This window comes from Winogradskyella sp. (assembly GCF_965656915.1).
GTDB lineage: Bacteria > Bacteroidota > Bacteroidia > Flavobacteriales > Flavobacteriaceae > Winogradskyella.
This window is the reverse complement of the sequence record NZ_CBFHMI010000001.1, coordinates 37352-52892: the sequence shown is the minus strand read 5'-3', so window position 1 is coordinate 52892 and position 15541 is coordinate 37352. Positions and strand designations below refer to the sequence as shown.

The 15541-nt window shown below is 34.1% G+C and carries 10 protein-coding genes and 1 pseudogene; 7 read left to right on the top strand and 4 right to left on the bottom strand.

The window, feature by feature from the left end; genetic code table 11:
- Positions 1-43: 43 nt before the first annotated feature.
- Both guaA and bshC read right to left on the bottom strand, forming a co-directional pair.
- A complete protein-coding gene (guaA, locus tag ACTG3Y_RS00230; RefSeq protein ID WP_439150909.1) occupies positions 44-1579 on the bottom strand; it encodes a glutamine-hydrolyzing GMP synthase in 1536 nt (511 codons plus the stop codon).
- Between the two features lie 55 nt (positions 1580-1634).
- The gene (bshC, locus tag ACTG3Y_RS00225; protein WP_439150908.1) at positions 1635-3230 is read right to left on the bottom strand and encodes a bacillithiol biosynthesis cysteine-adding enzyme BshC; all 1596 of its coding nucleotides are present in this window, start codon (positions 3228-3230) and stop codon (positions 1635-1637) included.
- 114 nt (positions 3231-3344) lie between these two features.
- Between bshC and ACTG3Y_RS00220 the strand changes: the two genes are divergently transcribed.
- The 6 genes from ACTG3Y_RS00220 (at position 3345) to ACTG3Y_RS00195 (ending at position 11254) form a co-directional block, all read left to right on the top strand.
- Positions 3345-5825, top strand: coding sequence for a M14 family metallopeptidase (locus tag ACTG3Y_RS00220; RefSeq protein ID WP_439150907.1), 2481 nt, complete (start codon positions 3345-3347; stop codon positions 5823-5825).
- A 19-nt stretch (positions 5826-5844) separates the two neighbouring features.
- On the top strand, positions 5845-8685 hold the full coding sequence (locus tag ACTG3Y_RS00215) for a M16 family metallopeptidase (protein WP_439150906.1): 2841 nt from the start codon (positions 5845-5847) through the stop codon (positions 8683-8685).
- Positions 8686-8688: 3 nt separating this feature from the next.
- Entirely contained in the window at positions 8689-9048 is a 360-nt protein-coding gene (locus ACTG3Y_RS00210) for a bleomycin resistance protein (RefSeq protein ID WP_439150905.1), read from the top strand.
- A 45-nt stretch (positions 9049-9093) separates the two neighbouring features.
- Positions 9094-9468, top strand: coding sequence for a VOC family protein (locus tag ACTG3Y_RS00205; protein WP_439150904.1), 375 nt, complete (start codon positions 9094-9096; stop codon positions 9466-9468).
- Between the two features lie 142 nt (positions 9469-9610).
- Positions 9611-10297, top strand: coding sequence for a hypothetical protein (locus ACTG3Y_RS00200; RefSeq protein ID WP_439150903.1), 687 nt, complete (start codon positions 9611-9613; stop codon positions 10295-10297).
- Positions 10298-10447: 150 nt separating this feature from the next.
- Positions 10448-11254, top strand: coding sequence for a hypothetical protein (locus tag ACTG3Y_RS00195; protein ID WP_439150902.1), 807 nt, complete (start codon positions 10448-10450; stop codon positions 11252-11254).
- A 5-nt stretch (positions 11255-11259) separates the two neighbouring features.
- On the opposite strand, the pseudogene rimO reads toward ACTG3Y_RS00195, so the two are convergent.
- Positions 11260-12564, bottom strand: a pseudogene (gene rimO / locus ACTG3Y_RS00190) (30S ribosomal protein S12 methylthiotransferase RimO).
- An 83-nt stretch (positions 12565-12647) separates the two neighbouring features.
- On the opposite strand from rimO, the gene ACTG3Y_RS00185 reads away from it, so the two are divergent.
- Entirely contained in the window at positions 12648-13727 is a 1080-nt protein-coding gene (locus ACTG3Y_RS00185) for a serine hydrolase domain-containing protein (protein ID WP_439150901.1), read from the top strand.
- On the opposite strand, the gene ACTG3Y_RS00180 is transcribed toward ACTG3Y_RS00185, so the two are convergent.
- Positions 13724-15397, bottom strand: coding sequence for an amidase family protein (locus tag ACTG3Y_RS00180; protein WP_439150900.1), 1674 nt, complete (start codon positions 15395-15397; stop codon positions 13724-13726). The genes ACTG3Y_RS00185 and ACTG3Y_RS00180 overlap by 4 nt on opposite strands.
- Positions 15398-15541 lie beyond the last annotated feature (144 nt).

Below are 15541 nucleotides of genomic sequence, written 5' to 3'. Positions count from 1 at the left end.
TACTCATTCTTTTGAAACAAAAATAGCATACAAGTCACCAAATTTATTCCCATTCTATAGTTGCTGGTGGTTTAGAACTGATATCATAAACAACTCTGTTTACACCTTTAACCTTATTTATAATTTCATTTGAGGTTTTTTGCAAAAACTCATATGGTAAATTCACCCAATCCGCGGTCATACCATCTGTACTTTCTACAGCTCTTAATGCCACACACTTCTCGTATGTACGTTCATCTCCCATCACTCCTACACTATTTACTGGAAGCAACATTGCGCCTGCCTGCCAAACTTTATCGTACAAATTCCAAGAACGTAGATTATTTATAAAAATAGCATCGACCTCTTGTAATATACGTACTTTCTCACGAGTTAGATCTCCGAGGATTCGAATTGCTAGTCCGGGTCCCGGAAATGGGTGTCTTCCTAACAGCTGAGAATCCATATTCATTGAAGCTCCCACCCGCCTTACTTCATCCTTGAATAAAGCTTTAAGTGGTTCTACCACTTTAAGTTTAATAAAATCTGGCAAGCCACCAACATTATGATGACTTTTTATTGTTGCACTCGGACCGCCAGTTGCAGAAACACTTTCTATAACATCAGGGTAAATTGTACCTTGTGCTAACCACTTTACATCTTTTATTTCGTGTGCTTCATCATCAAAAACCTCAATAAATACAAGACCTATCGTTTTTCTTTTTTCTTCTGGGTCGCTCTTTCCTGCTAAAGCATCCAAAAAGCGTGCCGAAGCATCTACACCTTTAACTTTTAATCCCATGCCTTCGTATTGATGCAATACATCTTCGAACTCATTTTTTCTGAGTAAGCCATTATTAACAAAGATGCAATACAGATTTTCTCCGATAGCTTTATGCAACAACATTGCTGCAACTGAGGAATCAACTCCACCAGATAAACCGAGAACTACCTTATCATTACCAAGCTTAGCTTTAAGTTCATCTACTGTTTCTTCAACGAATGCATTTGGTGTCCAATCTTGATTAATTTCTGCGATTTTAACTAAAAAATTTTGTAATAGTTGGTGTCCGTCCGTTGTATGATACACCTCAGGATGAAATTGAATGGCATACGTATCTTCTCCTTCAATTTTATAAGCTGCATTTTCTACATCTTCAGTACTGGCCAATAATAGCCCACGTGTTGGCAGTTGTTTAATGGTGTCGCTATGGCTCATCCAGACCTGACTACCTTCATGGATATTCTCTAAGAAATCTTCATTTTCTTTTATATATCCTAAGTTAGCTCTTCCATATTCTCTGGTGCTAGATTCTGCAACCTCACCACCTGAAAAATGAGCCAAGTATTGTGCGCCATAGCAAACAGCTAACATTGGGATTTTACCTCTTATTTTTGACAAGTCGGGATGTAAAGCATCTTCTGACCGAACTGAAACAGGACTACCAGATAGAACCACTGCTTTAAAACTTTCAACTTCTGTTGGAATTTTATTAAAAGGATGGATTTCGCAATAGATGTTTAACTCTCTTACACGCCTAGCTATAAGTTGCGTGTACTGCGATCCGAAATCTAAAATAAGGACTTTGTTATGTTGCATGTGCAAAAGTAATAATTGCAAATAAAATTCAGATACCAAGCAAATAAATTTTACTTCAATTTGTTAACAGTAAGAACTTTCCTTTTAATGGTTCTAAGGTCTTCATCAACTCTGGGATTAAATCTTCACCATACTCCAAATAAAATTCTGAAAAATTAGTATTTCGTTCTTGTAAACTTTGTCCAGGAAACAATTGCTCTTGTAATTCTGTACAACGCTCTACCTCATCTGCTAACTTACGCTTTTGTGCTTTAAGCAATCGTCTTTCGAGATTTTTCAAACCTTTTAATTGCTTCACTTCTTGCGCTTTTACAGCTCCTAAAAATGATTTATCAGTTTGTTCTGCAAGTTTGTAAAGATCTGTAAATTGCTGTTCTAAGTGTTTAATTTGATACGAAAAGTCTATATCAATATTAGAAATATCTCTAACCTTTTTGTTAATAAATGAATGACGGTCTAAGAATAAGTCTTGATCTGAAATATTGAGTTTCTCTAATTTTTCTGACTGCTTTATTGTTTTTACTGCTGCTGAATTGCGTAATAACAACATTGGAAACACTACACCTTGAGCTTCAAAATTAGATTTTAACTGCAGCCAATAAATCATCTCACCACCACCACCTATATAACAAAGGTTAGGTAAAATAGCTTCTTGATATAAAGGTCGCATAATAACATTTGGCGAAAATCGATGCGGATAATCATTAAGATGTTGTAATAATTCTGTTTTACTCCAAGACAAATTCGTATCTAAAACACTGAACTTTCCATCTTTGTATATAATTCGTTCTCTTAGGCCATTATGCATGTAAAACAAATTGATTTCTCTAGGATTTACCTGTATTTTTAATCCTAAATCTTCAAGGGTTCTATTCGTTCTAGAAACTTCTTTAAAAGCTATTTGATCAATTAACTCCTTTTCTAACTGAGGTATAAACAACCGTTTTAACTCTATAGAGTCTGCATCTAATATAACCAAGCCATGCTCGCCAAATAATTGATTAGCTAAATAGCGCGTGGCTTCAGATAAATTTTTATGATTCAAATACGCCTCTTTAAACCAACTTTTTAACTGATCTGCATTTTTACCTGCTCCAAATTCTGCAGATATGACTTTAAAAACATCATCTAACCCATCGGTATTAAAATGTCCGACTGCTCCTGTTTGATTTGAGTTCCATTGCATCTTTTTACCCTTAAAATTGAAAAAATTAATTTCCTCAAAATCATGGTCTTCAGAAGCCATCCAATACACAGGCACAAAATTATATTTTGGATAGGTATCCTTTAACCGCTTTGTTAGATTGATGGTTGAAATAATTTTATATAGAAAATATAAAGGCCCAGTAAATAAATTTAACTGGTGACCTGTGGTTATCGTAAATGTATTTTCTAATTTAAGATTCTGAATATTTTTCTGGGTAAGCTCAGAAACTTCAATCTTAGAATATTGATTAGTAATTACTTCTGTGATGAGATTCCTCGCTTCGCTTCGAAATGACAATGACTTTTCGTTAATTTGTTCTTTAAAATTCTCTAACGTTGGAAATCTATTGTACAATGCATTAAGCTTGGGCTTTTGCTCTATATAATCACAAATAAAATCAGAGAAATAACCAGTATCTCTATAAGCAATACAGTCAGTTGGCATACAAATGTTAATTATGGCATAAATATAAGGTACTTCATTTTTTTAACTGCTAATTTTTAGTTAATTCGCTTGCGCTATGTATCTTTACGATTAGTCAAACTAACTCAACTTTAAATGCAAAAATTAATAATTGTCCTCCTAGTTTCTTTAAGTCTTCAAACTATAGTAATTGCTCAAAATCTTCAATCACCTAGCGAATTTCTAGGTTATGATATTGGTACTCAATTTAGTCGTCACCATCAGGTCGTAGATTATTTTAAAGCTATTTCAAATGCCGTTCCTAACCAAGTTAAGTTAGAACAATATGGCACAACAAATGAACGAAGACCTTTGTACTTAGCATATGTGACCAGTGAAGCAAACATGAACAAGCTAGAAACTATAAGAGAAAATAATTTAAAAAATACTGGAATAATTGACGGTAAGCCGAGTTCCACTGATGTTGCTATAGTATGGTTAAGTTATAATGTGCATGGTAACGAAGCATCTAGCTCAGAAGCAGCGATGCTAACACTTTTTAAACTACTCACTGAGCACAAAGAATTATTAGAAAATACAGTTGTTATAATAGATCCATGTATAAACCCAGATGGTAGAGATCGCTATGTCAACTGGTATAATGAAACTACTAGCCAACCCTATAATATAGACAAACAAGCTAGTGAACATAATGAACCTTGGCCAGGAGGACGTCCAAATCATTATTTATTCGATCTCAATAGAGATTGGGCTTGGGCAACACAAGTGGAAACACAATCACGACTCAAAGTCTACAATAAGTGGCTGCCACATATCCATGTAGATTTTCATGAACAAGGTCCAAATGAACCTTATTATTTTGCACCAGCTGCAGAACCATTTCATGAGGTCATTACAGATTGGCAACGCGATTTTCAGACACAAATAGGTAAAAACCACGCTAAGTATTTTGATGCAGAGGGTTGGTTATTTTTTACTAGAGAGCGGTTCGATTTATTTTATCCAAGTTATGGTGATACGTATCCAACTTATATGGGAGCTATTGGTATGACCTACGAGCAAGGTGGTCATGGTATGGCTGGACTTGCAATTTTAAATGATGAAGGGCATGTGTTAACTTTAGTGGAGCGACTAACGCATCATACAACTTCAGGTATTTCTACTATAGAAATTGCATCTAAAAATGCCACAGCGTTAAATGCAGAATTCGCTAAGTTTTTTGACACTACTAATTTGAAATATAAAAGTTACGTGATAAATGGCAACCATGATAACCTCAATAGTTTAAAAGTACTTCTAGATAAACATGAGATTTCTTATGAAAATCCTACTGAATCTAAAATATCTGGTTATAATTATAAGACAGGACAGCAAGGTAGTATTAATATAAATGCTAATGCACTAGTTGTACATTCCAATCAACCAAAAGGTAAAATGGTAAAGGTGTTATTTGAGCCAAATGCAAAACTGGCAGACTCATTAACCTATGACATTACAGCATGGTCTGTACCTTACGCCTATGGATTAGATGCAATTGCTGCCACGTCTAGAGTGGCAAGTAACAAAATGATGGAGAAAAAGACTGTAGAAATTCTAACAGATGCTTATGGGTATGTTAGTAAATGGAATTCTATTAAAGATGCTCAGTTTTTGGCTGAATTGTTAAAACAAGGGTTTAAAGTGCGCTTTACAGAGAAGCCTTTTTCTTCAGCAGGAACTAATTTTGAACGTGGTTCATTAATCATAACCAAAGGTGACAATAAACATATAAAAGATTTTGTGAATACCTTAAATACCCTTGCTCAAAATTATGCACAAACGCTTAATAAGATTAACTCAGGGTTCTCCCAATCCACGCCAGATATAGGTTCGCCAGATGTGAAGTTAATTAACAAACAAAAAGTTGCCGTATTATCAGGTGAAGGTACATCATCATTAAGCTATGGCGAAATATGGCATTTCTTTGAAAAACAATTAAAGTATCCTCTAACATCAATAAACACGGATAATTTAATTAGAACCAACCTCAGTAAGTATAACGTATTAATTATTCCAAATGGGTATTACGGTAGTGTTTTAAATGATGCTAATATGAAAAAACTCAAAGAATGGGTACGTGCTGGAGGAAAAGTCATTGCTATTGATGGTGCTCTTAGAAGTTTTGCTGGTAAAGACGGATTTAGTTTGACTTACAAGCCTTCTGAGAATGATAAAGACAATGACAACCTGATACCTTACGCAGATCGCGAGCGTGAGTATACGAATAACTTAATTACAGGTGCCATTTTTAAAAGTAAAGTAGATCACACACATCCTATGGCATTTGGATACAAAGACCATTATTTCACTTTAAAACTCGGCAGCACATCATACAGCTTATTAGATAGTGGCTATAATGTCGCTCATTTAGAAAACACAAAAGTTTATTCAGGGTTCGCCGGAAAAGACGCACTAAACAACTTAAATCAAACGTTAGTTTTTGGAGAGGAGCGTATGGGAAGCGGAAGTTTTATCTACATGGTAGACAACACACTATTCAGAAGCTTCTGGGAAAATGGGAAACTATTTTTAGTCAATTCTATTTTCTTTGTTAATAATAATGCTTACGAATTATAAATCATTAATCAACTCATCTATGAAATATTTAAAATTAGCCCTTTTAACTTTATTTATACTATTAAGTTTCAATTCCTGTAAACAAAACGAAACCAATGAGGAGACGAAAGAATTTAAAGTTGATTTTGAAAAATTCACCTTAGATAATGGCTTACAAGTCATTCTGCACGTTGATAAATCAGATCCTGTGGCTGCAATAGCGTTAACGGCACATGTTGGTTCGGCGAGAGAAAAAGAAGGACGTACTGGTTTTGCACATTTATTTGAGCATTTACTCTTCTTAGAATCTGAAAATTTAGGTAAAGGTGGTCTAGACCAAATGAGTGCGCGTATTGGTGGCTCTGGTGCTAATGGCTCTACAAGTAGAGACAGAACCAATTACTTTCAAACAGTGCCAAAAGACGCGTTAGAAAAAATGATTTGGGCAGAAGCAGACAAACTAGGTTATTTTATAAATACAGTTACAGAACCAGTTTTAGCGAAGGAAAAACAAGTGGTTAAAAATGAAAAACGTCAGCGAGTTGATAACCAACCTTATGGTCATAATTCTTACGTTATCAATAAAAATCTATATCCTGAAGGACATCCATACAGTTGGGAAGTCATTGGCTCTTTAGAAGACTTACAAAATGCAACGCTAGATGATGTTAAAGAATTTTTTAGACGTTGGTATGTGCCTAACAATGTAACACTGACCATTGCTGGCGATATTGATGTTGAACAAACCAAAGCTTGGGTAAAAAAGTACTTTGATGAAATCCCAAGAGGTGAGAACATTCCAGAGGTAGAAAAACAACCAGTTACCTTAAAAACATCTAAACGTTTGTTTTACGAAGACAATTTTGCACGCTTACCAAGACTAAGTGTCACTTGGCCTGGAGTACCACAATACCACAAAGACGCTTATGCCTTAAGCGTTTTACTAGATTATTTAGCAAACGGTAAAAAAGCCCCTTTAAACAAAGTTTTAGTTGATGACCAAAAACTTACAGACTATGTGTCTTTTTATCAGAATAACTCGGAGATTGCAGGGCAATTGATGTTGAGTGTCACAGCTTTTAAACAAACTGATTTAAATGTAGTAATGGATGCGATTCAAGATGGTTTTAAGGATTTTGAAAATAACGGAATTTCATCAGCTGATTTAAACAGAATTAAAGCAGGACAAGAAACCGATTTTTACAATGGCTTATCTAGTGTGCTTGGTAAAGGATTTCAATTGGCACAATACGAAATATTTGCTGGAGATCCTGGATTTATAAATCAAGATGTCAAAAATATATTGGCCGTCACTGCAGATGATGTCATGAGAGTTTATAATACATACATCAAGGCTAAAAATTTTATTGCGACTAGCTTTGTTCCTAAAGGACAAGTGAATTTAGTACTTGAAAATTCGCAATTAGCGAATGTAGTTGAAGAGAAAATTATAGAAGGTGCCGAAGAATCTTTTGACCCAAGTATTGCTGCCACATACGAAAAAACACCAAGTAGCTTCGACAGAAGTATTGAACCACCATACGGTGAAAGCCCAGAATTAAATATTCCTGAAGTTTGGAAGCACAACTTGGATTCTGGCATTAAAGTATTTGGTATTCAAAATGATGAAGTTCCTCTGGTACAATTTCAAATGCAAATAAATGGAGGCTTATTATTAGAGAAAAAAAATAATGTTGGTGTGTCTAATCTACTTGCTAGTCTTATGACCAAGGGAACAAAAAATAAGTCTACAGAAGAATTACAATATGCTATTGAAAGTCTTGGTGCAAGCATTAATGCTTATGCTACAGATGATAATATTACAATATCTGGTACCACATTATCAAAACATTTTGATGCAACAATGGCTTTAGTTTCAGAAATTTTGTTAGAACCACGTTGGGACGAGAACGAATTTGAATTATTAAAACAAAGTACAATTAGTGGCATTCAAAGACGTAAAGCGAATCCAAACAGTATAGCTTCAAACGAATTTGCCAAATTACTTTATGGTAACAAAAATATATTAGCGTATAGCAATAGTGGAACTGAAGCTTCTGTAGATCAAATTTCAATTATAGATTTAAAGAATTATTACAACAACAACTTATCACCACATTTAACCTATATGCATGTGGTTGGTGATATCTCTAAATCTAATGTAGTTAATGCCTTAGGGACTTTGGATAGCAATTGGGAAACTAAAGATGTTACGTTACCAGAATTGCCAATACCTTTGTATCCAGAAAAATCAAAAGTCTATTTTTATGATGTACCTGGTGCCAAGCAGTCTGTAATTCGTTTTGGATATCCTGCATTAAAAGCAACTGATGACGACTATTACTCCGCAACAGTGATGAATTACCGCTTAGGAGGTGGTGGATTTGCTTCTCAGTTAACGCAACAACTTAGAGAAGGCAAAGGTTATACCTATGGTATTAGATCTAGATTCTCTGGCACCGAACATAAAGGCGAATTCTCAATTAGTAGTGGTATACGTACTAACGTGACTTATGAAGCCACAAGTTTAGTGAAAGAGATTTTAGAGAATTACGGTAAGAATTATTCTGAAGAAGATTTAAAAGTCACAAAAGGTTACACCATTAAAAGTACGGCAAGAGCTTTTGAAACGCTCGGAGCCAAATTGAATATGCTTACCAATATAAGTAATTATGGTTTTGCTGATGATTATGCCAAACAACGCGAAGCGATTGTAAATAACTTAAGTATAGAGGATGTAAAAGCATTAATTGAAAATTATATTAAGCCTAATCAAATGATATATTTAATTGTAGGAGATGCTGCAACGCAAATGGATAAATTAGAAGATTTAGGTTTTGGAAAACCTGTTTTATTAAACGATAATAACCTTAATGAATAAAAAATGCTCACAGACATCCATCCGAAATTACCCATGCGCAATAAAGGAGTAACTCGGAATTACTATATCGATCATCTGGGATTTAAACAAATTGGAACTAAAGATTATGATGGGTATTTAATGCTTAAAAAAGATAATATTGAAATTCATTTTTTTGAATTTAAAGACTTAATTCCAAAAGAAAATTATGTACAGGTTTATATTAGAGTTGGTAGTATAGACCAATTTTACCAAGAGCTTTTAGATAAAAAAATAGCCATACACCCAAATGGAAAATTAGGAATGAGACCGTGGGGACAAAAGGAATTTTCTTTGCTTGATCCTGACTCTAATTTATTGACTTTTGGGCAAGAGACCTCATAAAGCATAGTTTCACTATCTTTAAGTACTAATTAAAATAAAACTATTATGAAACTAGGTGCATTTTCAATTAGTCTTGCTGTAAAAGACATTAAAGCCTCTAAGACGTTCTATGAAAACTTAGGCTTTTCTGTTTTTGGTGGTGATATTGAAAAGAATTATCTCATCATGAAAAATGAATCTACACTTATAGGTTTGTTTCAAGGTATGTTTGAAAATAATATTCTTACGTTTAATCCTGGTTGGGACCAAGATGCTAAGCCAATAGAAAATTATAAAGATGTGCGCGAGATTCAAGAGCATTTAAAATCAAAAGAGGTGACCTTTGCGAGTGAGATAGATTCAGATACAAATTCTGGTCCTGCTAGTTTTGTGATCTTAGATCCGGATGGTAATGCCATATTAATAGATCAGCATATCTAATATTGTGGGTTAATTTTGAAAATGAATTAAAAGCCTAAATCAAATAGCATTACTACCAATTGGTTTAGTTAATCTTTGCTAATTCTCTTTTAAAAAGCTGCTACAGCTATTACCTTTGTACTAAAGCAAGATTTTTCACCGAATGCCGCAAACTACTGTTATTTCATTTTTTAAATATAAAGGGCTAAAAAACAAATGGAATGCCTTAGCCAGAATGGGAAGACCACCTTTATTAAAGTCATCTATTGAAGGTTTAACCTTTTGGAAAGCGCTTGGTAGTGGCAGTGGCAACGGATTTTCAATCTGGCCAGATTTTTCAACATTTGGATTACTCACCGTTTTTAATTCTGAAGACAATGCCAATGAATTTCTAAATTCTCCGGAAATAAGTACTTATACAGAAGGCGCTTCTCAACATAGCCATGTGTTAATGCATGCTATAAAAGCCCATGGCAAATGGAGCCAGCAAGAACCCTTCAAATCTTCCGTAACTTATGATAATTCTAAACCTTTGTCAGTTATCACCAGAGCAACCATTAAACCAAAATTAGCGTACAAATTTTGGCGTTATGTACCATCCGTTTCAAAATCTATGGATGGTCATAAAGGATTAATTTATTCTAAAGGAATTGGAGAATGGCCAATTTTGATGCAAGCAACATTTTCGTTATGGGAGTCGGGAGAGGATATGATGTCCTATGCATATCAAAATAAAAAGCATGCAGATATGGTGAAAAAAACTCGAGAATTAGGATGGTATTCTGAAGAGTTATTTTCTCGCTTTCATCCTTTTGAAGTTCAAGGAGACCTAATAGGCTTTAAATTATAAAGTTGTTAGGTTAACTAACTACCTCTAGATGTAAATGACGTTCACCATTAATGATTGACAATAAATTTGCACTTTTTTGACACTTTATTTAAAAGTATAACCATAGATCGTCTATATATTTGATTGAAATCGTTTTATAATTCAATAAACATGAAAAAAAGCATTATCATTTTCGTAGTAGGTATAACTACAGTCAGTCTATTAAGTTTTGGATGTAAAAACCAAAATAACTCAGAATTAAAATCTTCAATAAATAAATCTCTTGTTGCAGAAAATCAAGAAAAAATAGAAGGACCTAATTTTAATTTTATTCCAGATCTATATTATGGCATAGATGCAAGATTTGCACCTGTAACAAAAGCAGATGTACACAATGCCACTACTATTTACGATTTTCTTAATGAAGGTGAAAAAGCTCAGATAGAGCATATTTATTCTGTAGATGTTATTCTTGTAAAGAACAATCAGCTGTCAGAAATAAGAGCAAGCGGAACTACAGACCTACTTACGGACCAACAATTAAAAATTATAAAATCAACAGATTATTTTACTCATTTTACGATAAGAACAGAGTTTAAAGGAAAGAATCTAGAAACTGGTAAAATTGAAGATAAATTCTTTGGACCGCACATTACTGTTGTTCCAAAACGACAAGCATCTTATATAGATGGAAAGGATGCCCTATTAAATTACCTTAAACAGAACAGCGCAGAAAGTATGAATGCTATTAAAGATAACAAGCTCGGAGCTATTAAGCTTTCATTTATAGTTTCAAAGGAAGGAATCGTTAAAGATGTAAAACACGATGCTATGACAACAGGTTATCCTTCCATAGATGAAAGACTTAGAAAACTCCTAGAAAATATTCCTGGGAAATGGATTCCTGCGGAAAATGCTAGGGGAGCAAAAATAGATCAAGAATTGGTGTTTACTTTTGGACCAAGAGATGGTTGTTAATTAGATTAGTTTACAACTTCACCATACAAATCAAAGTCTTCTGCTTCTATAACTTTCACGGTTGTGAATTCACCTGTTTTTAAATAGGTTTGAGTCGCATCAATTAAGACTTCATTATCCACATCTGGCGAATCGTATTCTGTACGACCAATGAAGTAGTTACCTTCTTTTCTGTCAATAACCACTTTGAACTTCTGCCCTATTTTGGCTTGATTTAATTCCCAGGAAATTTGAGATTGTATTTCCATAATTTCATTAGCACGCTGCATTTTCACTTCTTCTGGAACATCGTCTTTTAAGTTGAAGGCATGTGTGTTTTCTTCATGCGAATAAGTAAAGCAGCCTAAACGTTCAAAACGCATCTCTTTTACCCATTCCTTAAGGGTTTCAAAATCTTCTTCTGTTTCACCAGGGTAACCAACAATTAAGGTTGTTCTTATGGTCATTTCAGGCACTTTCACCCTAAAATCCTTAAGTAATTTTGTCGTTTTTTCCTTTGTGGTTCCACGACGCATGCTCTTCAAAATTGAATCTGATATATGTTGCAAAGGAATATCTAAATAGTTACAAACTTTAGGTTCACGATTCATCACATCTAACACATCCATCGGAAAACCTGTTGGAAATGCGTAATGCAAACGAATCCACTCAATACCGTCAACTTTAACTAAATGCTCTAATAACTCAGCTAGGTTTCGTTTTTTGTATAAATCTAAACCGTAATAGGTCAAATCTTGGGCAATCAAAATTAATTCCTTTACTCCGTTTGCAGCTAGTTTTTCAGCTTCAATAACAATTTCTTCTATTGGAGTACTTTTATGTTTCCCTCGCATTAATGGAATAGCACAAAAACTACAAGGTCTGTCGCAGCCTTATGCAATTTTTAAATAGGCATAATTTTTTGGTGTAGTCGTTAATCGTTCACCTATTAATTCATGCTTATAATCCGCTCCTAAAGCCTTTAAAAGACTAGGTAATTCTGTAGTACCAAAATACTGATCTACATTTGGAATTTCCTCTTGAAGGTCTGGTTTATAACGCTCACTCAAACAACCTGTAACAAATACTTTATCAACTTCACCAGCTTCCTTCTTTTGCATAAATTCCAAAATGGTGTTAACGCTCTCTTCCTTGGCATTATTTATGAAACCACAAGTATTAATGACAACGACATTACCATCTTGCTCATGCACAACATCCTTCCCACTGGCTTTTAATTGTCCCATCAAGACTTCACTGTCATAAACATTCTTGCTGCAACCAAGAGTTACAACATTAATTCTATTTTTCTTTAGGGTTTTTGTTCTCATACGATTGTGCAAATCAGTGCGCAAAGATACAACGTAAATTAAACCTTTAGTATATTTATAGGTCTTAAATAAGAAAGTTAACCATGAAACTACTTCGATTTTTTTTATTATTTGTTTGTACAACGGCCGTTATATCATGTTCTTCAGATAATAATAGCGAACCAGATGAAAGCCCTTCGAATGAAGGTATTTACTTTCCACCATTAACTTCAGATACTTGGGATAGTAAATCTCTGAATGAATTAAATTGGGATGAAACCCAACTTCAGCCACTTTTAGACTATTTAGAAGTTAAAAACAGTAAAAGTTTTATGATACTTCACGATGGTAAAATTATTGTTGAAGCGTATTTTGATGGACATACAAATACAACCCCTTGGTATTGGGCCAGTGCAGGAAAAACATTAACGACAGCAATTACAGGAATTGCGGAAAACGAAGGGTTTTTAAACATAACTGATAAAGTATCTGATTATATTGGTACAGGTTGGACCAGTGCTCCTATTGAAAAGGAAAATTTAATCACCTGTAAGAATTTATTATCAATGGATTCTGGATTGGATGATAGCATTGGAGATAATGTATCTCCTGCTAATCTACAATATGTTGCTGATGCTGGTGACCGATGGGCATATCACAATGTGTATGTAAAACTTCAAGATGTTGTTGCTTCTGCCAGTAATCAAAATTGGTCGAGTTACTTTAATACGAAACTTAAGGACAAAATAGGAATGACTGGTGCATGGATTCAAAATGGTGACTTCAGTGTTTATTGGAGTACAACGCGCAGCATGGCGCGATTTGGCCTGCTTGTTTATGCAAATGGCAAGTGGGAAAATGACCAAATAATCCCATCAAATTATTTAAATGATGCTGTAAATACATCTCAAAACTTAAATGAAGCCTATGGATACATGTGGTGGTTAAATGGAAAAAACTCATTTAAATTACCACAATCACAAATAGAATTTAACGGAAAACTCATTCAAGATGCACCAAGTGACATGTATTGTGCTTTAGGAAAAAATGATCAAAAAGTCTACATCTCACCAAGCAAAAAATTAGTCATAATTAGAATGGGATATTCGGCAGATGCAGAGAATTTTGCTTTATCTGATTTTGACAATCAACTTTGGATAAAAATAAATGCTATAATTAATTAGTTGTAATTTTTAGGTGCTACTCTGGCTTTTGATGCCTGCTCATAAACATAAGCCCATTCTAATAGTTGTTTTTCCTGTAGACGTTTAGCAATAAACGTTAAGCCCTTAGGAACTCCTTTTTCTGTGTAACCCATTGGGACTGTTAATGCAGGATATTCTGCAACAGCAGCAAAACCCGCATGGTAATTATTAATAGATAAAAATCCATCTAAATTATTTGCTTCCAATGGCTTATTAAAATATTGTAAACCATTGGTTTTTAAAGTATCTTTTATACGCTCTAAATAAACAGCATCTCCTTTATCATCTGCAATACCTTTAAATAGGCTTTGTCCATATGGCATGGTTAATAAAGAGTCTTCTAAATTGAATGCCATAACATCGGAAACAGTCCTAAGTTTTATCGCTTTATTAGCATAGTTTTCCATGTAAGCAGGCAAGTCCTTTTTCATATCTAAATTCAATAAACGGATGAAGTTTGGCAGTCCTAATTTTTCTTCTTCAATCTCTACGATTTCTGCACCTTCGGACCTTAAAACATCTAAGGCTTTGATAAAAAGTGTATCTTCAATTAGTCGTTTTGGCGCTCCAAAACGTTTGCCTTGTAAACTGGTATTTTTTAAATCTTTTGTATAAAAGCCAGATTCCCACATCATCATAAAAGATTTACCGTCCGTTTCATCTTCTCCAAAAATAGCATCTAATACAATAGCATTATCCATAACCGTTCTTGTTATAGGTCCTGCTGTATCTAATGTGGATGATATAGGTACTATACCACTACGACTTACTAATCCAACAGTTGGTTTTAAACCAACCACAGAATTCTGACTGGCTGGTGATAATATAGAACCTGCTGTTTCACTACCTATTGTTGCCACAGCAAAGTTGGCTGAAGCCGCTACTCCACTTCCAGAACTAGATCCACCAGTATCAATAATACGTCTACCATAAGGATTTAAGGTTTGTCCACCAATAGCAGAATAGCCACTTGGGCATTCTCCACAGAAAAAATAAGCCCATTCGCTTAGGTTGGCCTTACCAAGTATTAAAGCACCTTTAGATTTTAGTTGCTTCACAATAAATGCATCTTCCGTCATATTATTTTTAAGTGCAACCGCTCCTACAGTTGTGGCCATACCAGATGCATTGATATTATCTTTTAATAAAACTGGCATACCGTAGATTGGATGACTTGAATTTAATTTATTAAAATCTAGTGCTTCTGCCTGCTCAATAACTTGAGGATTAATAGCTATTACTGAATTTAAAGACAAAGAATTCTCACGATCAAATTTTCTAATGCGATATAAATAGAACTTGGTTAATTCCTCATAATTAAATTTATCATCTGCTATATGCTGTTGCAAGGTTGGAATGTTTTGTTCTAATATCAATGATTTAAGTTTATTATAATCAGCCGCAGTAAAGTCATCCATCTTAGGGTTTATTTCAGCCCAAATTTCTGACTTACTAAGATTTTTAGAATCTAAAATTTTAAACTCTCTAAAGTCCTTTGTTGAAATAGCTTCTAAGTCCGAAGTCGTCTCAACCTCTGTATTATCAATTTTAGTTTTTGAAGATTCTATTGGTTTTCTAGGATCTGAAGAATTAGAATTTTTACAAGAAATAATAAATAGAAAAACAAATAGAAAAGAGATATAGCGCATGGTTGTATTTTTTCATAAAAATACGAAATACGCAGCTATTATAAAATGAATTTAGACTATCCTCAATCTAATAAAAAAGATATAAAAGATTATTGTAATTAAGTGAAATGCTGAAAATGAGTTCAGCTACGCATAAGTCAATTT